General features: G+C 40.3%; 25 protein-coding genes and 1 pseudogene. 10 read left to right on the top strand and 16 right to left on the bottom strand.

All coding sequences use genetic code 11. The features are described from left to right. Positions 1-81: 81 nt before the first annotated feature. The 7 genes and pseudogenes from ACYSNU_RS04680 to ACYSNU_RS04650 form a co-directional block, all read right to left on the bottom strand. Positions 82-321, bottom strand: a complete 240-nt coding sequence (locus tag ACYSNU_RS04680; RefSeq protein ID WP_461736042.1) for a DUF2922 domain-containing protein — start codon at positions 319-321, stop codon at positions 82-84. Positions 322-550: 229 nt separating this feature from the next. Then, positions 551-1,306, bottom strand: coding sequence for a MurR/RpiR family transcriptional regulator (locus tag ACYSNU_RS04675; protein ID WP_461736041.1), 756 nt, complete (start codon positions 1,304-1,306; stop codon positions 551-553). An 81-nt stretch (positions 1,307-1,387) separates the two neighbouring features. After that, positions 1,388-3,064, bottom strand: a complete 1,677-nt coding sequence (locus ACYSNU_RS04670) for a glycoside hydrolase family 13 protein (protein ID WP_461736040.1) — start codon at positions 3,062-3,064, stop codon at positions 1,388-1,390. Further along, a complete protein-coding gene (locus tag ACYSNU_RS04665) occupies positions 3,064-3,483 on the bottom strand; it encodes a PTS sugar transporter subunit IIA (protein ID WP_461736039.1) in 420 nt (139 codons plus the stop codon). The genes ACYSNU_RS04670 and ACYSNU_RS04665 overlap by 1 nt, the downstream gene beginning before the upstream one ends. A gap of 231 nt (positions 3,484-3,714) precedes the next feature. Further along, positions 3,715-4,524: pseudogene (locus ACYSNU_RS04660) on the bottom strand (PTS system mannose/fructose/sorbose family transporter subunit IID). Then, positions 4,517-5,317: a PTS mannose/fructose/sorbose/N-acetylgalactosamine transporter subunit IIC gene (locus tag ACYSNU_RS04655; protein ID WP_461736038.1), complete on the bottom strand. Its 801-nt coding sequence runs from the start codon at positions 5,315-5,317 to the stop codon at positions 4,517-4,519. The pseudogene ACYSNU_RS04660 and the gene ACYSNU_RS04655 overlap by 8 nt, the downstream one beginning before the upstream one ends. Before the next feature lie 20 nt (positions 5,318-5,337). After that, the gene (locus ACYSNU_RS04650; RefSeq protein WP_461736037.1) at positions 5,338-5,814 is read right to left on the bottom strand and encodes a PTS system mannose/fructose/N-acetylgalactosamine-transporter subunit IIB; all 477 of its coding nucleotides are present in this window, start codon (positions 5,812-5,814) and stop codon (positions 5,338-5,340) included. Positions 5,815-6,064: 250 nt separating this feature from the next. Here ACYSNU_RS04650 and ACYSNU_RS04645 point away from each other — a divergent pair, with 250 nt between their 5' ends. Continuing rightward, positions 6,065-6,811 (top strand): hypothetical protein, encoded by a 747-nt coding sequence (locus ACYSNU_RS04645; protein ID WP_461736036.1) that lies wholly within the window; start codon positions 6,065-6,067, stop codon positions 6,809-6,811. 166 nt (positions 6,812-6,977) lie between these two features. Beyond that, a complete protein-coding gene (locus ACYSNU_RS04640; RefSeq protein WP_461736035.1) occupies positions 6,978-7,145 on the top strand; it encodes a Dabb family protein in 168 nt (55 codons plus the stop codon). 54 nt (positions 7,146-7,199) lie between these two features. On the opposite strand, the gene spxB is transcribed toward ACYSNU_RS04640, so the two are convergent. Continuing rightward, a complete protein-coding gene (spxB, locus tag ACYSNU_RS04635) occupies positions 7,200-8,924 on the bottom strand; it encodes a pyruvate oxidase (protein WP_461736034.1) in 1,725 nt (574 codons plus the stop codon). 190 nt (positions 8,925-9,114) lie between these two features. Between spxB and ACYSNU_RS04630 the strand changes: the two genes are divergently transcribed. Both ACYSNU_RS04630 and ACYSNU_RS04625 read left to right on the top strand, forming a co-directional pair. Then, on the top strand, positions 9,115-9,933 hold the full coding sequence (locus ACYSNU_RS04630) for a ZIP family metal transporter (RefSeq protein WP_461736033.1): 819 nt from the start codon (positions 9,115-9,117) through the stop codon (positions 9,931-9,933). 205 nt (positions 9,934-10,138) lie between these two features. Further along, positions 10,139-10,939, top strand: coding sequence for a TraX family protein (locus ACYSNU_RS04625; protein ID WP_461736032.1), 801 nt, complete (start codon positions 10,139-10,141; stop codon positions 10,937-10,939). Positions 10,940-11,272: 333 nt separating this feature from the next. Here the strand turns inward: ACYSNU_RS04625 and ACYSNU_RS04620 are convergent, their stop codons facing one another. The 6 genes from ACYSNU_RS04620 to ACYSNU_RS04595 all read right to left on the bottom strand — a co-directional run bounded on the left by ACYSNU_RS04620 (position 11,273) and on the right by ACYSNU_RS04595 (position 16,920). After that, the gene (locus ACYSNU_RS04620) at positions 11,273-11,545 is read right to left on the bottom strand and encodes a type II toxin-antitoxin system RelE family toxin (protein ID WP_461736031.1); all 273 of its coding nucleotides are present in this window, start codon (positions 11,543-11,545) and stop codon (positions 11,273-11,275) included. Continuing rightward, positions 11,545-11,757: a type II toxin-antitoxin system RelB family antitoxin gene (gene relB, locus ACYSNU_RS04615; protein WP_461736030.1), complete on the bottom strand. Its 213-nt coding sequence runs from the start codon at positions 11,755-11,757 to the stop codon at positions 11,545-11,547. The genes ACYSNU_RS04620 and relB overlap by 1 nt, the downstream gene beginning before the upstream one ends. 398 nt (positions 11,758-12,155) lie before the next feature. Then, positions 12,156-12,995 carry a PRD domain-containing protein gene (locus ACYSNU_RS04610; RefSeq protein WP_461736029.1) on the bottom strand — a complete coding sequence of 280 codons (840 nt, stop codon included), beginning with the start codon at positions 12,993-12,995 and terminating at the stop codon, positions 12,156-12,158. 21 nt (positions 12,996-13,016) lie between these two features. Then, on the bottom strand, positions 13,017-14,480 hold the full coding sequence (locus ACYSNU_RS04605; protein ID WP_461736028.1) for a glycoside hydrolase family 1 protein: 1,464 nt from the start codon (positions 14,478-14,480) through the stop codon (positions 13,017-13,019). A 41-nt stretch (positions 14,481-14,521) separates the two neighbouring features. Next, a complete protein-coding gene (locus ACYSNU_RS04600) occupies positions 14,522-16,384 on the bottom strand; it encodes a beta-glucoside-specific PTS transporter subunit IIABC (RefSeq protein ID WP_461736027.1) in 1,863 nt (620 codons plus the stop codon). Between the two features lie 335 nt (positions 16,385-16,719). Continuing rightward, a complete protein-coding gene (locus tag ACYSNU_RS04595; RefSeq protein ID WP_265459409.1) occupies positions 16,720-16,920 on the bottom strand; it encodes a hypothetical protein in 201 nt (66 codons plus the stop codon). A 182-nt stretch (positions 16,921-17,102) separates the two neighbouring features. Between ACYSNU_RS04595 and ACYSNU_RS04590 the strand changes: the two genes are divergently transcribed. Then, the gene (locus ACYSNU_RS04590; protein WP_461736026.1) at positions 17,103-17,693 is read left to right on the top strand and encodes a TMEM175 family protein; all 591 of its coding nucleotides are present in this window, start codon (positions 17,103-17,105) and stop codon (positions 17,691-17,693) included. A 72-nt stretch (positions 17,694-17,765) separates the two neighbouring features. On the opposite strand, the gene ACYSNU_RS04585 is transcribed toward ACYSNU_RS04590, so the two are convergent. Continuing rightward, complete coding sequence (locus ACYSNU_RS04585) at positions 17,766-19,133, bottom strand: glycoside hydrolase family 1 protein (protein ID WP_461736025.1); 1,368 nt, start codon at positions 19,131-19,133, stop codon at positions 17,766-17,768. Between the two features lie 608 nt (positions 19,134-19,741). Here ACYSNU_RS04585 and ACYSNU_RS04580 point away from each other — a divergent pair. The 3 genes from ACYSNU_RS04580 (at position 19,742) to ACYSNU_RS04570 (ending at position 23,777) form a co-directional block, all read left to right on the top strand. Then, positions 19,742-20,464, top strand: a complete 723-nt coding sequence (locus ACYSNU_RS04580) for a hypothetical protein (RefSeq protein ID WP_461736024.1) — start codon at positions 19,742-19,744, stop codon at positions 20,462-20,464. Positions 20,465-20,605: 141 nt separating this feature from the next. After that, complete coding sequence (locus ACYSNU_RS04575; protein WP_461736023.1) at positions 20,606-21,961, top strand: dihydrolipoyl dehydrogenase family protein; 1,356 nt, start codon at positions 20,606-20,608, stop codon at positions 21,959-21,961. Between the two features lie 214 nt (positions 21,962-22,175). Beyond that, entirely contained in the window at positions 22,176-23,777 is a 1,602-nt protein-coding gene (locus tag ACYSNU_RS04570) for a hypothetical protein (RefSeq protein WP_461736022.1), read from the top strand. A 253-nt stretch (positions 23,778-24,030) separates the two neighbouring features. Here the strand turns inward: ACYSNU_RS04570 and ACYSNU_RS04565 are convergent, their stop codons facing one another. Beyond that, on the bottom strand, positions 24,031-24,345 hold the full coding sequence (locus ACYSNU_RS04565) for a MazG nucleotide pyrophosphohydrolase domain-containing protein (RefSeq protein ID WP_461736021.1): 315 nt from the start codon (positions 24,343-24,345) through the stop codon (positions 24,031-24,033). Between the two features lie 71 nt (positions 24,346-24,416). Between ACYSNU_RS04565 and ACYSNU_RS04560 the strand changes: the two genes are divergently transcribed. Beyond that, positions 24,417-24,977 (top strand): LOG family protein, encoded by a 561-nt coding sequence (locus ACYSNU_RS04560; protein ID WP_461736020.1) that lies wholly within the window; start codon positions 24,417-24,419, stop codon positions 24,975-24,977. Between the two features lie 211 nt (positions 24,978-25,188). Continuing rightward, a complete protein-coding gene (locus ACYSNU_RS04555) occupies positions 25,189-25,758 on the top strand; it encodes a helix-turn-helix domain-containing protein (protein WP_461736019.1) in 570 nt (189 codons plus the stop codon). The last annotated feature ends 29 nt before the right edge of the window (positions 25,759-25,787 follow it).

The raw sequence follows: 25,787 nt of genomic DNA, 5'->3' as shown, positions 1-25,787 counted from the left end.
TTTCCTCGCTTTTTTTCATAGTGGGCACAGGGCCTCTAAGCATTATAGCGGGGAAAAGGGAAACTTTCAAGGCGCCTAGCCTTACAGGTCTAAATCTTTACCTAGCAGTCTGAAAACCGGTTCCTCCTTGCGCTCAACATATTTGGCACCGATAATGCCGATGAAAAGCGGTTGGCAATTTTTCTGGAAGCCATGCCAGTCGCAAATTTCCCTCATCCGCTCAATGATTTTCTTAGGCGTCAAATCAGGGTTTGGCTGATACACCACCAAAGTTTCCGACTCTCCATTGGCTGTTTCAAATTCTAAATGCAGTTCTAACATTTTCTTCATTCCTTTCAAAATTAGTCTTCATAATAAACACAATTTTTAACGGAAGAAAATAAACGCGGAAAAGTTTTCTTAAGGAAAAATCAAGAAATGTAAGGGGTAGTAGAGAAAAATTGCAAAAAAACTTACAAAGATAAACTTCTGCTAACAGATTCTCAAGCTCACTTTAAGAGGAGTCTTGCAGGATCAAAGCAGTTCTTTGTAAGTTCAGGCAGTTAGTCATTTACTCATCAAATAGGACAAATTCACGATATTTGCGGGCTAAAATAGTCAAAATAATATTTAAGCCAATCATGGAATTGCCGCCGCCGATTACCGGACTAGGCAGGTCTGTGATTTCATAATACAGTTGAAAGTCAGCGGCTTCCCCGAGAAAACTTTTGCCAAAGGCCGTGATACTGCAAATGGGTACTTTGTTCAGCTGCAAATTACGAATGGTGTCTTTAATGGCCGGCGTTTCTCCACTTAAAGAGGTGACAATCACTAAGTCATCTGCGGTAAGCGTCTGACTAATCATTTCAAAATTTGTCTCACCAGAAATCAGAAAATTTGGCCGGCCAGATAAAAATAAATCATTGGCAAAATCTTTAGTGTAATTATTTTGGGTGAAGCCAGTCGCATAGAGATGCAGCTGCTTGGCCTGTTTGATTTTATCCAATAAAGGCTGGAAATTGGTTTGCTCAGCGTATTGAAAGGTTTGCTCAATTTCTTTTTTTAAGGAGGCAACTAAATCAGTCGGCGCAATCGTCGCTTGAAAAAGCGATTGCTCAATTGAGTATTTCATCTCGGAAAAGCCGCGAAAACCTAATTTTTTGGCTAGGCGTAAAACCGAGCTTTTAGAAGATAACAGCACATCCCCAAGCTCAACAATCGATAATTTAATCACTTCTTGACGATGGTTGCGAATGTAGTAAACCATTTCTTGTTCATTTTCAGATAGGCTCTCGTAATTTATTTTAATATGTTGGTCGAAATTCATCAGCGCTCAGGCTCCTCTCACCTCCATACTAGAAAAAAACCTGTGAGAAATCAAGCCGATTTCCCACAGGTTTTTAGGGGGTTATTTTAAAAGATAAACAAGCGCTTCATATGGTCGAAGGGGCATAGTAGCGGTTGGCTTTTTGGCAACGTCAGAATAATTATGAATTAATAATTGTGCATCTTTAAGTATTAATTCTTGAGGAACAGTGACATTGACCTTTTCTTTGCTGAAGGAACATAGCACCAACAAAGTTTCCCCTTGATAGGTTCGCAGATAACTATAGACTGCTGAATCATTGTCATTAATTAGCTGATAGTCACCCATTTGAATGATGGGATATTCTTTTCTAAGGGAAATTAATTTTTGGTAATAATAAAAGACAGAATTTGCATCTGCTAAGGTGTCCTCAACATTAATCCAGCGATTGTCCGGGGAATAATTAATCCACGGTTTAGCGTCGGAAAAGCCGCTGTTGGCTTCACCGTTCCAAGGCATCGGCGTGCGGGCATTGTCCCGGGATTTTAGATAGATAGCCTTTTGAATAGCTGCCGGCGTTTCACCAGCGGCAGTCATTTCTTGATAAAAATATTTGGTTTCAATATCTTGATACTCAGAAATATCGGTGAAGGGCACGTTTTTCATCGCTAATTCCTCCCCTTGAAAAATAAAAGGGGTCCCCTTCATCATATGGAGTAGCGTGGCTAACATTTTAGCAGAAATTTCCCGATATTCCCCATCATCACCAAAGCGGGTGACCGCCCGCGGTTGATCGTGATTACTCCAATATAGCGAGTTCCAGCCGTCAGCTAATTTTTCCTGCCATTCGCTTAAAGTATCCCGTAAATCACTTAATTTGAAACGAATATCAGAAAACTTGCCGTATTTGCCATAGTCTAAATGCATATGATCAAAATGGAAAAGCATGTTTAATTCTTCCCGTTCAGGTAAGGTGTAAAGCTGTGCTTGACTGCTATTAGTGTTTGGCGTTTCGCCAACCGTCATCACATCGTAATGACTGAGGACTTCTTGGTGCATCTCATGTAAAAATTCATGGACACGGGGACCATTTGAAGCACCGGCGTAATAAGATTTGGTGTAAGCCAAAGTCTCAGGAGCATCGGGATAAGCTGGATCTTTGCTGATTAAACTGATTACATCCATGCGGAAGCCATCAATGCCTAATGCAAACCATTTGCGCATCATAGCATAGATTTCTTGACGAAGTGTTTCATTTTCCCAATTTAAATCCGGCTGTTCTTTGGCAAAGCAATGGAGATAATATTGGTTGCGGCTTTCAACATATTCCCAGGCCGGACCACCAAAGGTTGAACCCCAATTATTGGGGGCAGAGCCATCTGGCTGCGGATCCTTCCAAATATAGTAGTCGGCATAGGGATTATCTTGATCTTTTTTGGATTCAACAAACCATTGGTGTAAATCACTCGTATGATTGACGACTAAATCTAAAATAATACGAATCTTTAATTCATGAGCCTTCGCTAATAATTCTTTAAAGTCTGCCATTGTGCCATATTGGGGTAAAATTTTTTCATAGTCAGCGATGTCATAGCCATTGTCGATTAAAGGGGAATCAAAAATCGGATTCAACCAAATCACATCAATCCCCAACTGCGCTAGATAAGGCAGTTTTTCGATGATGCCTTGAAAATCGCCAATGCCATCATTGTTACTGTCTTTAAAACTCTGCGGGTAAACTTGATAGACGACACTATTTTTCCACCATTCAGCTGTCATTATTCATCATCCTCATCGATTGTTTGTTGGGCTAAGTAGTCATTCACATAAATAACTTGCTGCTGACCTTCTGCGACCCCTTGCCGCAACTGAGCAGGCTCTATTGGACTATCACCTAGAGGTAGCAAACAGGACATAATCACCGGTAAATTCATCCCTGCAATCACATGGATATTGGGTTGGTTTAGATATTTAGTGAAATTTTGATTGACGGACCCGCCGAGTAAATCGGTAAAAATTAAGGCTTCATCAGCAGCAGTGATGTCTGCTAATGCATCAGCAATTTCTTGATCAACCGGCGTATTAGTGGTGTAAGCGGCGATAGTCGTAATGGCGCCGACGTTAGGCATAATATATTCTAAAGTATCCTTCATTCCCACCGCTAAATTATGGTGGCTGGCTAAAATAATTTTTCGCATAAGCTACTCCTTTTATGAAAAGTGACATTGCCATTAGTTAAAATAGAACCAAACTTCATGAACAAGCTCTGGCAAGAGCCATTAAATATGGTCAATTGGCAGTACGAATCCACGGGACCGCATCAGCAAATGTGTTTTCGGTCTTGCAGAGTCATAGGCCACAAAGACATGTATAAGATAGTTTGGGATGTTAACTGTTAAAAAACTAATGTCACAGGCTCCTAAATTTTTTTAAACGGTTAAGACACCGAAGAACGACAGAATTAAAGCTAAAATAATCACGGCGAAAATGATTTGAATGACACTCATTTTTTTGGTGGCAATCAGCTTGTATACGGCAAAGGTTAACAAGGCTGGCAATAAAGCTGGCATAATGCTGTCTAAAATTTACGATTGAATCGGTAATTCGACTTCACCAGATTGAAAGACTAGGCCGACATTGATTTTAACAACTGAGGGAATTAATGCTCCCACTACTGTCAGCCCCATAATAGATGCCGCTTCGGTGAAGACTGAAATTTTTGCGCCTAAAGCTGTTACCAATTTGATACCGGATGTATAGCCGATAGAAAATAATTTGAAGCGGAAAAATAAGAAGAAGATGTTTAGCAGCAGCCAGATAATCGCTCCTGTTGGATTACCTTCAAGCCCCATGTAAGCAGCAATTGAACCCATGATTGTTGGATACAAGACCAAAACCAAGGTATCACCGACGCCGGCTAATGGTCCCATCATGCCGGTTTTAAAGTTTTGCACGGCCTCCAATGAATCGACACCGTCTTTTTCCTCCATTGCCAGACTGGCCCCTAATAATAGGTTGGCCATCCAAGTGGTTGTGTTGAAATACTTAAACTGATTGTTGATTGAAGCGACATAATCCTCATCATTAGGATGAATCTTCCGCAACGCTTTTTCCAAGCCGTAAACAACAGCCGGACCTTGTTGATTTTCGTAATTAAAAATGTTGCAAGCCATAAACATATAGCGAAAAGCGGCTTGATTGATATCTTTTTTGGTTAATTTTGTTTCGGGATTATTCATCAAAGTCATCTCCTTCATCAACTGTGCCGACTTCTGTGGCTGCTTCTGGGCTGCTCTTCTTCATTTCAGTCGTGAAGAAGTAATAGGCCAAAGCGAAACCGACAATTGAAACACCAAGAATTGGCAGATTCAGGTAAGCCGCTAAAACGAAGCCCAATAAAAGCATCGTCAGATATTTTTTGACTGGCATTACTTGGAGCAATAATGCAATCCCGACAACTGGGAGCATACTGCCGGCAATTGACAGACCGTTAGTAAACCATTCTGGTACGAAGTTCAAAATCAAATTGACAATCCGGTCGCCGAATAACACACAGAGAGCGGTCGGTACAGCGGTTGTTAAACCGAAGATAACGGGGCCCAACCATAAAATACGATTCATTTTTTTGAAATTCATTTGATTGGCAGCAGTTTGAGCCGCGTGGGTTACATAGGTATTTAAAATTTTGGCTAAAACATCTAATTGAATTCCCAACATCCCAACCGGTACGCCAACTGCTAATGCAACAGCCTTAGCTTCTTCAATATTATTTGTTGTTCGGATGGCAACGTAAATGCCGACTAAAGCTGCTAAGCCCCAGTTAGGGACGGAGGAGCCGCCGATATTTGCCACGCCTAATGCCATTAGCTGGAAAGTTCCGCCGATGACCATAGCCGTTGTCATGTCCCCCATAATAATGCCGGCAAAGAGTGCTACCATAATTGGGAACCAAGTTGTTACAACTAAGCCCTGTTGGTCCCAGACCATCCAAATTGATAATGCGATAATTAATAGTCCTTGTATAATTTCCATGGGAAGGCCACCTTACTTTTTTATTTAATATATGTTGCTAAACTTTCTTCTGCATCACCCGGTACAAAATGGAAGGTCACAGGAATACCCATTGCTTCTAATTTTTTCAAATCAGCAACTTCTTTTTCATCCACAGAAACCATTTTTTTCACGGTTTCTTTACCTTCGCCGTCAAAGATAATCCCGATATTGACTTTAGGAATTTTGACACCGCCTTCAGCCAAGTGAATTAAAGTTTCCGGTTCCCTAACAATCATAAAGACATTGTGGCTATCATATTTACCGCTATTAAAATTCGTAATCGCAGTCTCAACATCAATGATTGACATGCCAGTGCCAGCTGGTTTACTCATGCGCATGGCTGCCTTTTGGACTTCATCTTTGCTGACTTCATCATCCACCACCATTAAACGTTTTGCTTTAGTAGCACCGGCCCACTGGGTAACAACAATTCCGTGAATTAAACGCTGATCGATTCTTGCTAATACTAGTCCCATATTATATTTCCCCTTTGATTTAAATCTGTTTCTATTTTTGGTTAACAGATTTTTTATTTTGTGATCGTTTACAATTTGCAGTATAGAGCCAAAAAAGGGCAGAAACAATAGTTTTCCTCCTTTCTGGGAAACGACTGTTTTTCTTGGTATAAGTGTCATTTGGGCGGGAAAATTCCCTGAGAAAGAATTTTTAAAAAGAGGAATATGCTATATTAAAATGAGAAAAAATTTATGCGTAAGGGGTGTTTTTATGGGAAGAAAAGAATTTCAAGCTACTAAAAAGGAAAAAAATAAATGGATGATTGCAGCTTTAATTTTTTTTACGGCTTTGGTTCTAGTATTGATAGCTGCCATCATCCAAAAGGGTAGAAACACAGAACAGACTGGTGACACTCAAGTATCAATATCGACTACTGAAAGTACGCTGGCAAGTACAACGGAAAATACAGAAAAAGTCTTCGAGAATACTGCAGATCAGACAGAATCCAGTGAATTTCCTTATGCCGTAGATATAGAAAAATTAATTAACTTTCGGGATGAAGGCGGAGCTCATCCGATATCTGATGAAGCTGTTTTCGTTGCCAGTGGCGTTAACAATCCGAATAAAATAACTTTGGGTGAAGGACCATACTATGCTCTAGGATTGTGCTTGACCATATATCCATATGATGCTACGGACTCTCAGGAGAATGGGATTGTTTACGTGATAAGTTTTAAAGATGTTCCCACTAAAGAAATCGAAATTTTTGGCGGAATTGGGACGGATGGAGCAGTACGCATTGTAAAAGTAAATACGGAAATTGAGTTGACGAAATATTATCAAGAAGAAGATACGGAGGATGGAAGTATCAATTCTTATAATGATTTGGAAGGCGAAGTATACTATCTATTTTATAATAATCAAGGGACAGTTTCTTTAGCTACAAAAAATTTCGCTAGGAATGTTTTAACTGCTGAAGAGACTAAGATTATGCTGGAATATACTCAAGAAAACTAAGTTATTAAAAATATAAAATAAAGGAGGTTGACAGATGATCAGACACATCATCAGCTGGAATTTAAAACAGAAATTTTCGGCTGCTGAAAAACGCCAGAATGCAGAGCAGTTGAAGCGGAATTTAGAAGGGTTAAAGGCGATTATTCCTTGATTCATTTCCTTTGAGGTGGTGCTGGATTTATTGCCAACTAGTAATCATGATGTGGCAGTCTACAGCTTATTTGAAAGTGCTGAGGCATTGGCAGCCTACCAAATTCATCCGGAGCATGTGCCGGTGAGTAATTGGGCCAGTAGTGTAGTGGAAAATCGGGTTTGCCTTGATTTTGAAGAATAGAAAAACAAAGCACAGCGATTTTACCCGCTGTGCTTTGTTTTTATTTTCAGAATATTATTTTAACAATTCATTTAATGTTGGCAGGTCATGCACGCCATAACGTTCTTTGAAGGCGGCAATTTCGTCTGCTGGGAATTTGTCAGGGTCTAAATGCAAATCTTCCACCGGTAATGGGCGATCGTTTTTGATTTTAACATCAATTACGACTGGGCCATCACTGTTTTTAGCTGCATCAAAGGCGGCTGGCAATTGAGAAATTTCGGTAATGGTGAAGCCTTTTGCGCCAAGGGCTTCGCCGGCCTTACCAAAGTCAGCGCCTTCTAGGAAGACCCCAAATTCTTTTTGGCCACTGTCTTCTTGTTCGGCTTCAATAAAGCCAAAGGAATTATTCGAGAAGACGATGTTGATGATTGGCAATTTGTATTTGGCTTGGGTGATGATGTCTTGCATCACCATGGCAAAACCACCGTCACCACTAAAGGTAAAGACTTGGCGGTCAGGGAAACTTAATTGAGCGGCAATCCCGCCAGGTACTCCATTTCCCATAGTTGCAAACCAACCAGAAGTCGTGTGTAATTGTTGGCCGTTTAAATCTAAATTGCGAATCGATTGAATAGTTGAATTACCAACATCTGTGACAAAGACAGCATTGTCTTCAGCGATGCGTTTGACTTGTTTGTAAACTGGTTCTGGTGATAATTCACCTTCAGTCACATCTGCGCGGCTTTGTAACCAAGCCCGCCAATTGACAATATTTTGTTGATTGGCAGCTAACCAAGCATCCGCTGGTCGAGCTTTACCAAATTCTACTAATTTACGTAAAGCCGTTGCGCCATCGCCAAGTACAGTTAAATCAGTTTTATGGCGACGACCAAATTTGGAAGCATCAATATCAATTTGAACAAATTTGGCAGCTGGGTTAAAGAAGTAAGCAGCAAATGGGAAATCACTGCCGACAAATAAAATAAAATCAGCATCGGCTAACGCTTCGTTGGCGGGTTTGGTTGCGACCCGAGCCGCAAAGCCTAAAAAGTTGTGATAGCTGTCAGGAATAATTCCTTTGGCTAAAACAGCGGCAGCCACCGGCATTGAAAAATGTTCAGAGAAGGCTTGCACGGCATCTGCTCCGCCGCGGACACCTTGACCCACATACAAGACTGGTTTTTCAGCTGCTTCAATCAAAGGCAAGACAGCTTTCAAATCAGCTTCATCTGGTTGAATCACGCCTTTTTTATGATTTTTAGCAGTTGAAATTTCTAAGTCATCAATTTCTGCATAGCCGTAATCAACAGGGATGGTCACGACTGCAACGCCGTTGTATTTATAAGCTGCTTTAATGGCTTCATCGACAACGTGGGGCAGACTTTCTGGCGTCATGACAGTGCGGTTGTAAACACTGACGTCAGCGAACATTGGATTTTCATTTAATTCTTGGAAGGAATTATAATTCATCGCTGTTGAAGCAACTTGACCTAATAGGGCAACGACTGGTACATGATCCATTTGGGCATCGTATAGGCCGTTGATTAAATGCGTAGCGCCCGGGCCAGCTGAACCAAAGACAGCACCAACTTTGCCAGTTAATTTGGCATCAGCAGCAGCGGCAAGAGCCCCAACTTCTTCATGACGTACTTGAATGTATTTAACTGATTCCCGTTCTTTGTATAAAGCATCCATCGTTGAATTAAATGAACCACCAGGGATTCCGTAGATATGGTCAATTCCCCAAGATTCGAAGACTTTAATCATTGCGACACCGGCATTAATTTTGTTTGCCATTTCTATCACTCCAATATCTTTTTTAGGATTTCTGAGGTCATTATAACGCGGATAATTTTTAAAAGAAAACAAATGCTCTTGAATAGTTTAGGCGAGCCTAGAAATTCGTTTTCTAATATGGTACTCTTGGGTTAGCGATTATTTTGACTTTTTATTTTTAAGAATTGAAAATGAAAAAGGAGGGGAAATTATGTTAGCGTGGTTATTTGCGTTAAGTCCTTGGCAACAGGCGCTGGTGGGGACAGGTTTCACTTATTTAATGACCGCTTTTGGAGCGGGGCTGGTCTTCTTTTTTAAAAATATCAAAAAGGAAGTCTTGAATTTTATGCTGGGCTTTGCTTCAGGTGTGATGATTGCGGCCAGTTTTTGGTCACTTCTTGATCCGGCCATTGCTCGGGCGGAGGAAAATGGCGATATCGCTTGGTTAGTGGTGGCAATCGGCTTTGGTTTTGGCGGATTATTTCTTTATATTTCAGATAAGACGATTCCCCATATGCACTTTGGACCCAATCATGAAACTGAGGGGATTCCGACCCATTTAAAACGAACCATTTTATTGGTTTTTTCGATTACACTCCACAATATTCCTGAAGGGCTGGCCGTTGGAGTGGCCTTTGGAGCAGCAGCCTCTGCGGATAATCCAAACGCAGCTGTTCTAGCCGCCATCTCGGTAGCCCTAGGGATTGGGATTCAAAACTTTCCTGAGGGTGCCGCCGTCTCGATTCCCTTACGGCAAGAAGGCCTCAGCCGTTGGAAATCATTTCTTTACGGTCAGGCTTCAGGCATTGTTGAACCAATTGCCGGTGTCATCGGTGCTTTATTAGTCAGCCGGGTAACGGTTTTGCTGCCGTATGCTTTAGCCTTTGCAGCCGGCGCAATGATTTATGTAGTGGTGGAGGAATTAATTCCCGAAGCCCAACAAAGCATCACCAGCCGCCGCCATTTTGCGGTCTTTGGTGTGATGGTCGGTTTTTTGATTATGATGATTTTGGATGTAGCTTTAGGGTAAAAAATGAATAAGAAAGTCTGGTGAAATGATAGCAACATTTCACCAGACTTTTTTTGTCTTGGCCGATTTTTCAGCGCTTGCTTTGAAGCAAAGTGTTTCCGCTAGCTCCATCTTAAGGCTGATTTAAAAATCAGCCGAGAAAAGGATTTTTCAGGGGAAACTTCATGCTACACTGTGAAAGTTAAATAACAGCAGGAGGGAATTTATGCAGAAGTTTTTATCAGGTTTTGATTTGAAAATAATTGGCATCATCTTTATGGTGATTGACCATGTAAATAGTTATTTAGGAAATTTTTTAGGCTGGCCACTCTGGGTTTCATTACTAGGCCGCTTTGTTGCGCCACTGTTTGTGTTTATGCTTGTTGAGGGCTTTCAGCATACCAGTAATCGCCAGCGATATTTTCTACGATTATTTATCGGCGGCATCGGCATGTATGGCATCAATATAGCCCACAATTTGATAACGCAAACCAGTTTTGTTAATCCCTATACAGGTGAGTTTGATGTTTTCCTACTGCTTCAGGGGCAAAATATTTTTATGACACTGGCATTATTGTTTGCACTGATTTGGCTCTTAGAGACCATTTTGAAAAAGGGTCTCAGTTGGCAGAAAAGAATTCTGCTGAGTTTTGTACTAATTTTGATACTGCCATTTTTACTCTTTAGCGAAGGCGGTCCCTATGAGCTGGTGATGGCGCTGATTTTCTATTTCTTTAGAGGGCAATTCGGCAAGATTGCCATTGGCGTTTCTTTATTTAGCGGACTGCTTTTGGCCCATGGCATCTTCAATTTTCTTTCGTTGCCAGATATGGGCAGTCTCTATCAAGTCCTCACCTTTGACAATGAATTTATGATGATTACCGTGTTGCCATTTATTTATTTCTACAATGGCCAGCGGGGTGGCAGCGGTGCTGTGTGGCAGAGGAATTTGTTTTATTATTTTTACCCGCTACACTTAATTATTATTTATGTATTGCGGGATATTTTAATGGCAATCAATGCTTAATCGAATATAGCTAGTGTTGACCTCCCGAGTTGGTGAAAGCAATTCGGGAGGTTTTTTTTCTTAACTTATCTGGTTAGTTGGTCTTGTTATTATTCTATTAACTAGCAAGTACTCATACTTACTTGTCTGCTGCTGATGGGTCTGATTTTATTTAGTTAGGCAATCTTTCAATATCAGAGATTGATTTCTTAAAATAAAAAGCAGCCATTACTAATTTAAAATAAACCAAAGCTATCAAAAAAATGGTGGGAAATCCTACTGAAAAGCTAGTAGTGAATCTGTAATATAAAAGCTAAAAAAGCAGAAGGCTTAATACACTAAGCTTTCTACTTTTCAGTTCTGCTTCTTATAGATGTCATTGCGCTTTCCAGTCTTAATAACAAGGACGATAAATTCGTTGTTGATAATATCCACAATCAGACGAAAGCCACCGACACGATAGCGCCAAAGTGTTTTCATCTCACCATCGAGAGCTTTCCCCCATTGCCGCGGATTTTCGGAGCCTTGAATATGCTCGTCTAACCATTTCACTAATCGTTTTTGAATAGTTTTATCTAATTTTTTAAATTCCTTATAAGCTTTTCTATCAAAACTCCAAGTATACATCAGTCTGAGAGCCCTCTTATTACATCTTCTCTAGAAATACGGTCGTTTTTTTCCGCTAAAACTGCAAGTCCTTCTTGATAATCAAGGGAATCTTCAACTTGCTCTAGAATAGTTTTACGCATAAATTCAGAAACAGTTATTCCTTCAAAGGCAGCCATCATTTTTACTTTTTTATAATCCTCTTCAGGCATGCGAACAGTCGTCGTCGTCATAAAATCAACTCCCTCTTTGTTTAGCCTTATTATAGCACGATTGAATACGTTTGTATTCGATTTTAAAAGTCAATTTAGAATTTTATTATGATTTAGATTAGATGTGAATTACAGCCAGCACAGAACAAATATGAGCTTCAGTATACCAATTAGAAAAAATCTAGGGAATCAGAAAATAACGATTCAAAGGATGTGTACTAGCGAAAATCTGGTTGAAGGGAGTATGGTAGTTCAAAAGAGAGGTAAGATAAGAAATACTTACTTTATAGTTTAGCATTCATCACTTTAATAAAAAAAAACTCCGTCAGCTGTATCTACTGAAGCTGTCCTAAAAATAGTTTTAGAGGCAACTTCAGAGTTCAGAATTGGCGGAGTTTTTTTACTTTTAATCAAAGCTACTAACCCATATGCTTCAACAAGCGATTGATATGGACAGCCAGATAAAATGTTTCTTCGTTGGGAATCGTCTTTTTGTAAGTCTTCTCCAAAAAGTCCCGGACCTTGATGGCAATTTCGGCCGCTTCAGGAAATAGATTCCACATCTGGTCGTGGAGGGCCGTTTCGCCTTCGTGCAACAGGCTCTCTGAGAAGAAACGTTCCACGAAAAAGCGCACATGGGTGATAAAACGCGTGTAATGTAGAGAATTTGTATCCAATTCCCTTTGAATCGAGTAACGAACTAGGTTGACGATTTCGCCCGTCATCTTGGCATAGCGAAAGCCATCAGCTGCATCAGTTTGGCTGACTTGCGCATTAATTAAATGAAAGGCGATGTTGCTGGCCTCTTCTTCTGGCAAGTCAATCTGATAGGTCTGATTAAGTTTTTCCAAGGCGGTTAAAGCCACGGCAAACTCTTTTGGATAATAGCTTTTAATTTCCCAATGGAGGCGGTTGGTAATCGGCAAGTTTTCTTGGCCCCGTTCAACGGCAAAATGCAGGTGGTCGGTCAGAGTTAAATAAAGATTGCTGTTTAGCTCCTTTGCCAACTTTTCTTGGGCATCTTGGATGATGTCGCGGGTCAATTCAAAAAACTCAAAGGGAATTTCCCCCACCAGTTCTGCAAGTTGGGAAGGTTTCTGTTCGTCGGCCTCCAAAAAAATCTTGTCCACCTGTTCATCAGAAATTTCTTCGCCGGCTTTTTTGCCAAAGCCGATGCCTTTGCCCAGCGCAATCATTTCCTGGCCGTTTTTTTCGACGAGGACCACACTGCTGTTGAGAACTTTTTTGATAACGCTCACCAGTTCACCTCCTTTAAAAAATTATTCTGCTAAAGAAGCTCCGTTTGTTTCAATGACTTTTTGGTACCAGTAAAAAGAATCTTTCCGCAGTCGGTCATAGGTACCATTACCCTCATCATCGGCATCGACGTAGATGAAACCATAACGTTTGGACATTTGCGATGTACCGGCACTGACTAAGTCAATCGGGCCCCAGCTAGTGTAGCCGACCAAATCAACACCTTCATCAATCGCTTCTTTCATCTGTTTAAAATGGGCGGTGAAATACTCCATCCGGTAGTCATCATGGACTTTACCATCCTCAATTTTATCGACAGCCCCCATACCATTTTCAACAATCATTAACGGCAAATGATAGCGATCGTATAATTCAATCAAGGAGATTTTCAAGCCTTTTGGATCAATTTGCCAGCCCCATTCAGTGGAAGGCAGATAAGGATTTTTCACGCCCAATACTGTATTGCCCGGAGTTCTTTCCGCATTCGGGTCAGCAGATTCAGCCATCGACATATAATAGCTGAAGGAAACAAAATCAACAGTGTGTTCTTTTAATATTTCTAAATCACCAACAACCATTTCTGGCATAACGTGGCGTGTTTGCAAATCCTTCAAAATCATTTTTGGATATTCGCCAAAGACTTGTACGTCCGCATAGAAATCATTTTCTAAATTTTTCTTCAATGTCAGCTCGACATCCAGCGGCGCACAGGTTAATGGGTAGGTCATCAGTTTGGTCAACATACAACCAACTTGGCTGCCGGGAATTTTTGCATGGGCATCTTTGGTGACCAGTGCACTGGCTACAAATTGATGATGCAAAGCTTGGTAAATGTCCGCTTCATATTGACCAGCCGCACTTTTGTCAGGAATAATGCCAGCCGTGGTGAAGGGATGACGATGGATGCTGTCAATTTCATTAAAGGTCAGCCAATATTTTACATATTTTCCAAAGCGGTCAAAACAAACATTCGCAAAGCGGACAAAGTCGTCAACCACCCGACGATTGACCCAGCCGTTGTAATTTAAACTCAAGGCAACGGGCATTTCATAATGGGACAAGGTAACAATCGGTTCAATGTTTAACCGTTTCATTTCCTTAAAAACATTTTCGTAAAAAGCAACACCGGCCTCGTTTGGTTCCAATTCTTCGCCAGTCGGAAACAGGCGCGTCCAAGCGATTGATAAGCGCAGTGTTTTAAAGCCCATTTCGGCAAACAAAGCTAAGTCCTCTTGGTAGCGGTGATAAAAGTCAATGCCTCGGCGTTTGGGATACCATTTGTCGGTTTTATCCGCAATCGCTGCTTCAATTGATTCAGTGGTCACTTCCCAGTGGGCCGCGTAATTGGTGTTGTCAACATTGGGCTTATAAGAGGCAATATCAGCTACAGACATGCCTTTGCCGTCAACGTCCCAGCCACCTTCAACTTGATTCGCGGCAATGGCGCCGCCCCATAGAAATCCTTTTGGAAATGCATTGTTGGTCATAATATTTCTCCTTTGTATTTTACACTATTGAGATTCTTTTTTTAAGCTAAACTTATCGTTAATAATTTTGATTCATTGGTGACATTGGTATCTTCCTGCAGTGGTTCAACCGTAAATTTATCTTGATTGGTCACCACATAGATGACTGTATCATCAAAGCCGGCTGCTTGAATCGCTTGAATATCAAATTCAATCAGCAATTGGCCTTTGGTCACCCGGTCACCCGCTTGAACTTTTGGAGTAAAACCAGTACCTTGCATTTGGACGGTATCAAGGCCGATATGGAATAAAATTTCAGCGCCGCAGTCTAAACGTAAACCCAAGGCATGACCAGTTTCAAAAACCATCGTCACTTCACCGTCAGCTGGGGCGTATAATTTTCCTTCTTCTGGAACAATGCCGACACCGCCGCCGACCATGCCGCTGGAAAACACATCATCTTTAACTTCTGACAAGGGAATGACTTTACCAGTCACTGGACTCATCAATGTTTCTGTATAATCAGCTGTTAAATTTTGCGGCAAAGTTGTTTCTTCCGGGGTAGCTTCTGCTGCTTTGGCATCTTTAAAGGAAACTAAGACAAAGACAAAGGATAGCGCAAAAGAAAGACCGAAGACGACAAAAGCCCAAACTAGATTCATCGCATTACTTGGATCAGCGTACATCGTGATACTGGCTAAACCAGGTCCGACTAAGGCGAAGGCTCGAATTGCTGTAATCCCAGCAACAGCGCCGCCGATTAAACTGGAAAGCATCACGCTGTATAACACACGTTTATGGAGAATTGTCACCCCATACAAAGCAGGTTCAGTAATACCAAACAAAGCAGAAATTCCGGCTGAGATGGCTGTTGCCCGTAATTTTTTATCCTTTGTTCTCAAACTGACAGCAAAGCAGGCACCAGATTCAGAAATATTATGAGCCAATGATGCCGGCAGATAAAGCAGTTCCATCCCCAGCTCGCTCATAGAAGAAACCGCATAAGGAATCATCGCTTTGTGCATCCCGGTTACGACCATCAATGGTAAAACGGCAGCCAGTAAACCAGTTGCCACCCAACCTAAGTTTTCATACAAGGCAACAATTACACTAGAAAAGGCTGTTCCGACATTAAAGCCAAGTGGGCCCAAAACCAATAGGGCAACTGCCGCTGTTATCAACAAGCTCATCATCGGCACAAAGAAAATCCGAATGGCCTTGAAGGAATATTTGGTGAAGAATTTTTCCATAACAGAATAAAACAGAACCGTTAAGATGGCTGGAAATACTTGCGAGCCATAGTCAATGTTTTCAATACAAAAGGATAACAGGGAGGTTCCTTCTGAAATCATCGCCGTCAAGCTTGGTAAAATCATCACGCCGACAACTGAGACCGCAACAAGTTCATTGACCTTTAATTTTTTGGCGGTCGTAATCGCCACGAGAATCGGCAAGAAATAAAGGGGAGCGCCGCCGACTTGATACAAGACTTGATAAGTCGAGCTTTGGTCGCTCATCACGCCTAGCAGGGAAGCTAATAATAAAAGCGAACGTAAAATTCCGCCACCGGCAATCGCTGGAATCAAAGGTTGGAAAACTGAAATAATAAAATCAAGCACGACGGCGCCGATTTTTTGTTTTTCTTTGGGGCCATTATTTTCTGAGCCGCCAGTGTCTACTGTGTCGCCGATTATTTTTTTGACTTCATCAAAGACTTCGACAACTTCATTGCCGATGATAACTTGGGTCTGCACATTTTGGCGCACACCCATCACGCCGTCGATATTTTCCAGCGCCGCTTTATCAGCTTTCTTGCTGTCTTTTAATGTAAAACGCAATCTAGTGGAGCAGTGCTCCAAGTGGGAGACATTTTCTTTCCCGCCAATTTCTTGAACGATTTCTTTTGCTGTTTCTTGGTAGTTCATACAATCCCTCTTTTCTAATTTGTCTGCATCCACTTGGCCGAATGGACGCAAAAAAGGCAGCACTTAAATAAATCGACAGTCCATCCCTAGAGAATTAGACTAACAACTTATTTAGGTCCTGCCTGCATTACCAGTCACATGCCTGTAATTAATATGTATGTATCATAGCACAATTATTTGGAAACGCAAACATTTTTTTAAATTATTTTAGGTTGTTTGCAAAATCTGGGAATTTTTCGCTGAAATAAAGAGGCTGTTGCGAATAAAAAAACTCACGGACTCCCGCTAGAAGGAAGTACGTGAGTTAAATTTTATGTGAACCGGGCTCGCAGTGTTTAATAATATCTGCGGCGGGAATCTTTTGGTGTTGTCAGCCAGCGAACCAGCCAAATAGCTAGAGCGATTGGCAGAGCAATTTTCACAGCCACCCAGAGAATACCGCCGATTAAACCAAAGAGGATATTTAAGACAATACCTGCCACGATAAACAAACCAATAACTTTTAATATATTGACAATAGGGGATGAACTTCTCATAATAATCTGCCTCATTTCTCTTGAATTAGTATATATATACTTTAACAAGAACGCGTGTTATCGACATCCATCTAAAGACTGATTTTCTTCTCAGACCTCTTAAAAGAGTAAAATCTCGCAAAAAAAGCTGAAAAAGCCTAAAATATTAAATTAGATAATAGAGAGATGTGAGGAGATAAAAAATGTCAAAAACACGGATTGAGGCGTTTACTGATGCGGTGATTGCAATTGTCATGACTTTACTGGTGTTGGAAATCGCTACACCCAGCGAGCCAACTTGGAGTGCTTTTTTTGAGTCAGAACATAAGATTTTGGTCTATGTCATCAGCTTTGTCACCTTGGCCATTTATTGGAACAATCACCACCATATGTTTCAAATTGTTCACCGAATCAATGGTAAAGTCTTATGGGCAAACAACTTTTTGATTTTCACCTTGTCTCTGTTTCCTTTTGCGACGGCTTGGGTAGGAGAAGGCCTTTTCGCTTGGCCGCCACAAGCTGTTTACGGATTCGTCACCCTCGGCGCTAATGTGGCCTATTATATTTTAAATACGACTCTGGTGAAGGCCAACGGCAAAAATTCGGCGATTGGTGTGCTGAATAGCGACCATACGAAATTATTTATTTCGATTGGGGCCAATATTTTAGGCCTGCTCTTAGGCTACTTTGTGGCGCCAATTCTGGTGATTGACATCAATACTTTGGTACTGCTTATCTGGGCGGTGCCGCAAAAGAAAATTGAAGAAAATATCGATAAGTACGCCGGCAAATAAAAAGCCAGCTGCTCCTGTGGTCCTAAAGCAATTTAGGTTTCCACAGCGGCAGCTGGTTTTTATTTTAATAAATTAAGCTAAGCCATTATTCTGAATGACTTTTTGATACCAATAGAAACTATCTTTTTTATAGCGTTTTAAATCCTTCAAATCAAAGTCGTCCCTGTTGACATAAATAAAGCCGTAGCGTTTTTTGTAGCCTTCATGGGTACTAATCAAATCAAGGGCGCTCCACGGGCAATAGCCGAATAATTCGACGCCATCTTGAATCGCCAAGTAGACTTGTTGGATATGGTCATTCAAATAATCAATCCGGTAATCATCATGCACCTGACCATCTTCAGTCAAGACATCCTCTTGGCCTAAGCCGTTTTCCGTAATTAGCAACGGCAGCCGATAACGGCTATAAATTTGATGTGCTGTAGTTCTCAGGCCCACTGGATCAATGGCCCATTTGGAAAAAGCCGTGGTTTTCAAATGCTCGTTTTGTTCCATTTGGAAAAAGCCCGGTAGTGAAAAACCAGATTGCTGATCTTTAGCACCGCCTCCTGTGGTATTCGCTCCGGAAACGGTCATCGAATTATAATAATTAAAAGCGATGAAATCAGCGGTGCCCGCCAGCATGATTTCGCGATCTTCGTCGGTCACTCCAGGTGCTGCGTGGAGCGTTTCTAGAATATGCCAAGCCATTGTATTATAGGTGCCAAAAACTGCCGCATCCAAGAACAACCAATTGCGAATAGCCGACATATATTCTGCCGCCAGCATATCCTCTGGCGCTTCTGTTTTGGGATACACACAGGCGATGTTTGGCGCTGGGCCAATTTTGCCAGGATAATGGCCCTCATGGTAAAGCTTCATCACTTTGGCTTGCGCTACTAGCATATGGTGATTGCCCTGAAAGACATCCTTCCAATCGGCTTGCTCTCCGCCGATGGCTGCACCGGCAAACACCAACATATTTTGTTCATTAATGGTCTGCCAATAGTTGATTCGATCACCAAAGTTATCAAAAAGCACTTGGCAATATTCGACAAAAGCATCAATTGTTTTCCGATTACTCCAACCGCCTTGGGCTTGTAGCGAAGCCGGCAAATCAAAATGAAAAACCGTTGGAATAGGTTCGATGCCATTAGCCAGCAGCTCATCAATTAAGTCCTGATAAAATTGTAGCCCCGCAGGATTGAGTTTGCCATTTGGCAGCACCCGCGTCCAAGCAATCGAAAAACGATAAGCCTTCAAGCCCAATTCTTTAAATAATTGAACATCTTCTTTCATCTGATGATAGTGATCAGAGGCAACCTTAAAATCCGTGGTCCCCGGAACTGGCGGCCGGACATCTTGAACGGACGGCTCCTTGCCATCTTCATTCCAAGCCCCCTCCACTTGATAAGCACTGGTGGACGCCCCCCATAAAAAATCCTTTGGAAAAGTATTCATGCAAACGCTCCTTTCGTTGATAACTCTATTATAAAATAGAATCCGCTTACTTTGTAGTGTTGAGTTAGGTTGTTCTGCTAGACGTTGAAAATTTAAATCATTGTATTCGATATGTCAGCAGGATGAGCTGCACTTGGCTGAATATAAAAGATTATTGCAATCAAGTACATCTGTTGGTTTTACGATGAAGTATTAAGCAGCTAAAAGAAATTATCGTCTCATCAGTTAATCAAATCAACTGAATTCAAAATTAGTATTCTTTTAAACAAGGGATAATAAATAATAATGACCGTAATTAAAACGTTTTCTATTTGAATGTTAACAAATCCAGTTGCCTGCGTTCACTTTTTTTATAGATTTAGCTAAAAACGACAGAGGCGGATAGTGAGTTTCGTTTTTTAGTTAAATTATTATTTTTTGAAAGATTTTTAAAGAAAACCGCTTTGTTTTTTTCATATTTCAATAATTTTTATGCTATTGAATCTAGGGAGTAAGAAAAAAACAATTTGCTAAAAAGCAGATGCAAGTCAAGGTTTTGACGAAAAAAGAGCCGGGGAATAGACTAATGAACGTACTCAGTCGTACAAAAATAAAGGAGATGTTTATTTATGTTTAAAAAAGCAATTATTAGCGGGGTTAGCCTTGCAGCCTTAACAGTTTTATTAGCCGCTTGTGGATCAAGCACAACTTCATCCAGCTCAAGCAGCACAAGTGAATCGACTTCTATGAGTTCTTCCATGAGCACTAGCTCTTCTAGTGAAGCAACTGCTACTGGCGCAACAGCTGGCGAAATTATCGGTAGCGACACAAGTTCAGATGGTTCTGCAACAGAAATTACATTACCAGGCGATACAGTAACTTTTGAAGTGCCGGTTTCTAGCAGCGAAGAATATTTACACTTTGCCTTTATGCACGCAGCTTCTGGTGAAAAAGGTTGGTACTTTGCTCCTGAATCTGAAGACGGTATTGCTTTGAGCTCTTCAATGTTTGAGGATACTGACACAGTGGATATCACTGACCAAATCGCTTTGTTTGCCGCTCCTGATGCAACGACTTCAACCGCTGTGACAGCTAACGATGGCGATTTAGTATATGGTACTTCTGATAACTACTTGAAAGCTACTGTTACGATGGAAAATGATATGTATGTAATCACCATTGAAAATACTTCAACCGGCGACTACGAAACTCCATTCTCTTCTGGCGTTTGGGAAGTTACTGATATGAAAGAAACAAGCTTTGACCACACTGCCTCTGCCGCTCTTTCTACATTGGCAACCTCTGGTAAACGGGCTGACCTTTACACAGAAGTCAAAGATGACTTGAACTAATCAGACCTGTTATTAAATAAAAATTGAGAGAGGATTCTCCTTTTTCAACTCACCTGTAACTCATTGGCTAAGGCTAATGAGTTACTTCTTTTTTATTTTGGTAGTATACTGGCAACACGAATCAGGACAGGAGGATGACCCATGAAAAAATATGATAATATTATTATCGGCTTCGGCCAAGGACCTAAAGTATTAGCTAATACCATGACCGCCCACGGAGAAAGTGTGGCTGTGATTGAGGCAAGTCGTGAGCGCTATGGAGGTACCTGTTTCACAATAGGCTGTATTCCTTCTAAGGAACTTTTGTATGCTTCACAACATCCTGATCAAGCACTCTCGCAAAAAGAAAATTATCGTCAAGCCGTGCTAGAAAAAATGGCGACCGTTGAGAATTTACGTTCCGTCGGTTACCATATGATTGCTGATGGCGGAGCAGATATTATTAATGGCAAAGGCTCTTTTGTTGATGAGCATCATGTAAAGGTGACGGATGTGGCTGGTAACGAAACCGTCTTATTTGGAAAACGAATTATTATTAATACCGGCGCCACCACCGCTTATCCCGAAATCAACGGATTAAAAGACAGTAAATATGCATATGATAGCACTAGTATTATGGAATTAATTGATTTGCCGGATCGTTTAACCATTATCGGTGGCGGCGCCATCGGTTTGGAAATGGCGACGATTTATAATAACTTTGGTACGCAAGTCACTGTTTTAGACACTTACACAAGCTTTTTGCCGAAATATGACCGGGAAACTGCCGACGCAATTTTAGCAAATTTGACTGCAGAAGGCATTCGGATTTTCTCAGGCGCAACGATTGAAGAAATTGTTGATGGCTCCCATGATGCTGAGGTATTATTTACCCTTGGAGAAAAAGAACCCCTAAGCATTAAAGCCGACGCAATTTTAGTTGCTACCGGCCGGCGTCCACAAACCGAGGGCTTAAATTTGGCAGCGGCGGGTGTCGAGTACGATGATAAAGGTATCAAATACAACGACCATTTGCAGACTAATATTCCTCACATCTTTGTTGAAGGAGATGTCAAAGGCGGTGGCCAATTCACCTATATTTCTCTTTCTGATAATCGCATTATTGCGGACTTTTTATACGGTGAAAAACAGCTGACCGTCTCCAAAGAACAAGCGGTCTATCCACTAGTTTTGTTCTTAAACACACCAGTGGCTTCAATCGGTGTCCATGAAGAACAAGTTGACAAAGCCAATGTTTTAACGAGCTTTTTACCGGCATCAGGCACACTGCGTTCAAGAATTACCGGTGATACCACAGGATTTATGAAAACCGTGGTGGACAAGGAGACTCACCAAATTCTAGGCGCAACGCTGTATATTGAAAATTCGCCAGAGGTTATTAACTTACTCAGCTTAGCTATGAGAGAAAATTTGCCTTATGAATCACTGACGAATTTAACATACAGCCATCCAGTTACGAGCGAAATGTTATTTTTCTTATACAATAGCTTAGCCTAAGGAGTTCGATAAATTTATCATTAATAAACAAGTCAAAATTTTAGCTCAGCGGCTATTGTCGTTGGGCTTTTTTGTAGACAAATAAATTTCGGTTAAGCTGGTAGGTGTGGTATGAAAAAAATATTAGCATTAAAAAGCCCCACCCATGTTTATAGTATAATAAATCAAGTAAGGATAGAAACTGAGCCACTATGATTCTTAAGGAGTAAACGGGTTGAGTAAATTTTTCAAAAAGTCATTGTCAAAAAATATCGGGATTATTTTTCTTGTTAGTCTGATTTTAGTGTTGCCGCAAATTATTTCCGGTAAGATGATTATCGGGTCGGATGCCCTCTTCCATTTCAATCGCTTCTTTGACACGGCGCAGCAGATTGAACAGCAGGACTTCCAGTTTTTCATTTCCGTCTACGGCTTTCAACAGACCGGCCGAATAGTCACGCCCTTGTATTCACAGATATTTTCTTATCTCTTTGGTCTGATTTTGCTGCTGTGTCAGTCATGGTATAAGTTTCAAATTATTACCAATTTTCTGCTCTTTTTAACGGCAGGATTGTCGCTGTATTTTTTATTAAGAAAAATGGTAATAAGAGAACGGCTGGCAAGGAATTTCAGTTTAATTTATATGACAACCTACGCAGTTTCTTATTGGGTTATCCGGCAAGGGTATTCGAGCTGGGGAGCGGCTTTGCTGCCGCTGTGCTTGATTCCTTTGATTGATTTAATCAAGGCGCAGCAATTTAGACCGCTGCCAATCGCATTTTCAATGGCAGTGATGTTCCAGTTGCACTTTTTATCTAGTGTTTTTCTGGCGATACTCTATTTATTTGCCTATCTATATTGTTTTTCTAAAAGGGAAAATAAACAACGGTTACTGTTCCAACTGCTATTCTCTGTAGTAATTTTTTTGCTGCTGACGGCAAACGTCTGGTACTCATTGGGGACGATTTATAGTGAAAATCAGCTTGTGCAGCCCTTTATTAATCGGGGGATTTATAACCAAACAATCACAAGTAGCAGCTGGTATTGGTTGATTAATCCGTTTATTTTGCCGATTATCATTCTGCTTGTTCTGCTGCTTAGCTTCAAAAAGTTTAAAATTTTTTCAACGTTAAATAAGTTCTTTACGCTATCGTTTGTTTTCTTTGCCGTTTTATCATCAAATTTATTTCCGTGGAAGTTTTTATATGAAATGGATTTTGTTATGGTGCAGACAGTCCAATTTCCTTTTCGTTTTTTTGTGCCAGCAACGATTTGTTTGTTGTGTGGGCTGGCCTTATCAATTTCTGAACACCAGCTGACTTGGTTGAAAAAATATCAAAAGCTGGCACCTGTCGTGGTTGGGCTATGTATTAGTCATTCGTTGATTTTATACACGGTGACTTTGTCAGATTGGGACAATGAAGATGCTTCGTTTATCAACAGCGGTCAGCATGTTTTTTTAGCCACAGATGATTTTCAGCAGATTAAAGATTCGTTTTATCGTGATGATTTGTCATTGTCGTTGGCTTTGGTTGAAAAATCAACACCAGATTATCTGCCTTTATATTCTATTGAGAAGAAAAACAATTATGATCTTTATGAGGAATATATTTTGTTCAATGAAAAACAATTTTCAAAGCAGGTGAAAGACGGCCAGCTGATTGTTCAATGGACTAGTGGGACAAATGATGAGGAAGTCATTGTGCCTGTCATAAAATATCAGCAAACCAAATTAATCTTTAATGATCAGGAGCTGACAGCTGCTCTGCTGACAGAAATAGGCAATCCAATTATAAAAAGTCAGTTGGGAGAAAATACGCTAATTCTCTCTTATTAGTAGGTGATTCAGTTGGAAATTTGACCAAGTTAAAAAAGAATGACATGAACATTTTTATTATGACCTGTGCAAAATTATTCTGAATTGAAATATAAAACAACCCTACCAATCCAACGACATTCATGAAACTAGTGGTGGAAATTGGAGCTAGTTGGTGTGAGTTACTTTATCATAGTAAAAAAAATATTATACCAATAGACTTAAGAACGTTAATATAATAAATCTAGAGCAATTATCGATAGGCATATAGAGATTATTGATAGCGAGCACTTAATTTCTTTTGATGACTATCCATAATCTCTTCTAAGGAAATTTGATATTTGTCCGCAATAATAAATAAATTATCTAAAACGTCTCCTAGTTCTTCTGTCAGATTTGCTAAATTTTCCTCGTCACTAGTAGCTATTTCGTCAGGTCGATCACGACCAATTTCAATTGTGCGAATTGCCCGGCAGATTTCGCCTACCTCTTCCGACAAAAAATTGGAACGGATGAAGGGATTATATTGATACCAATTGCGTTCCTTATAAAATTCGCTAATCCATGCTTGGTATTGGGTAATGTTCATGTTGTTTTTCCTTTCAATGACATTTCTTTAAATGGTATACTAAAAAAATCAGAAAAGAAAGAGGATGGGGCATGAATATTACTGTTTATTGCGGTGCTAGTGTTGGCAACGCCGATACTTATTCCGAAGCTGCAATTCGACTGGGAAAGTGGATTGCCAAAAATCAATACACTTTAATTTTTGGTGGAGGAAAGGCCGGCTTGATGGGAATTATTGCCGATACTGTCCTAGAAAATGATGGAAAAGTCAAAGGAATTATGCCAACATTTTTACAAGAAAGAGAGCTGGCACATCCAAAACTGACGGATTTGGAAATTGTTGATGACATGGCTACCCGAACCAAAAAAATGATACAACTGGCGGATGCTTGCATTGCGCTTCCCGGTGGGCCTGGCACATTAGAAGAAATTACCGAAGCAATTTCTTGGTCAAGAGTGGGGCAAAACGATGCACCTTGCATTTTGTTTAATGAAGGCGACTATTATCAACCTTTAGAAAAAATGTACGACGATATGGTCAATCAAAAATTTTTAAGTTCCAACGATCGGGATAAAATTTTGTTTTCTGCTGATTTGACTGAAATTGAACGTTTTATCAAAGATTATCAGCCGCCCCAAGCTCGAAAATATTAATTTGCTGAATTAAATCAATGGTATTCTTTTGGCTTTAAGTCCGTCAATATAAAAAAGGATTTAACTGATATAATCATCCTTACACATGGTAAAACCTTGATTTGAAAGTATGTAAACAAATATGTACACTTAAAAATACGGCTATGTATCGGATAACAGACAGACAAAAAAGTGATCTCATGCTAACTTGAAATCATTGAGGAGATACAAAATGAACTTTAGCAAACAATTAAAAAAATATCGTGAACTAAATCATTTTTCTCAAGAAACATTGGCTGAAAAAATATATGTTACGCGTCAAACTATTTCGAAATGGGAAAATGATAAAAGTTACCCAGATATTCATAATTTAGTGGCTTTAAGTGCTCTATTTGGTATTTCCTTAGATGAATTAGTAAAAGGAGACTTGAAATCAATGGAAAATGAACTAGCGAAATCAAAATTCAACTTTTGGACATGGAATTTGCAACTATTCTGTCTACTAACCCCACTATCCATAGGGCCTGTATTCAAACTTTGGGGGATTAAAGGACTCTATTTACCTCTATTCTTTGCGATTTGGTTAATAATATCAGGAGCAAAGACAGAGAAAATAAAAAGGGTAGAGAATTTAAAAACTTACTCTGAGATACTCGCTTTCGTAGGAGATAAAGAACAACCGGAAAAACATGTGATAAATAAAGAATTAGACAATATGAGCATTTCAACTTTATTGACTGTTATGTTAGTTATCATTATTTTTTTAGTATTGATGGCTACTAGTTTTATAATTTTTAATTAACACTTTCATAAAATGTCGATTAGACGAGT

It is taken from the genome of Enterococcus sp. LJL120 (assembly GCF_054871765.1).
The sequence above is the reverse complement of the archived record's forward strand: the minus strand, read 5'-3'. Positions and strand labels throughout refer to the sequence as shown.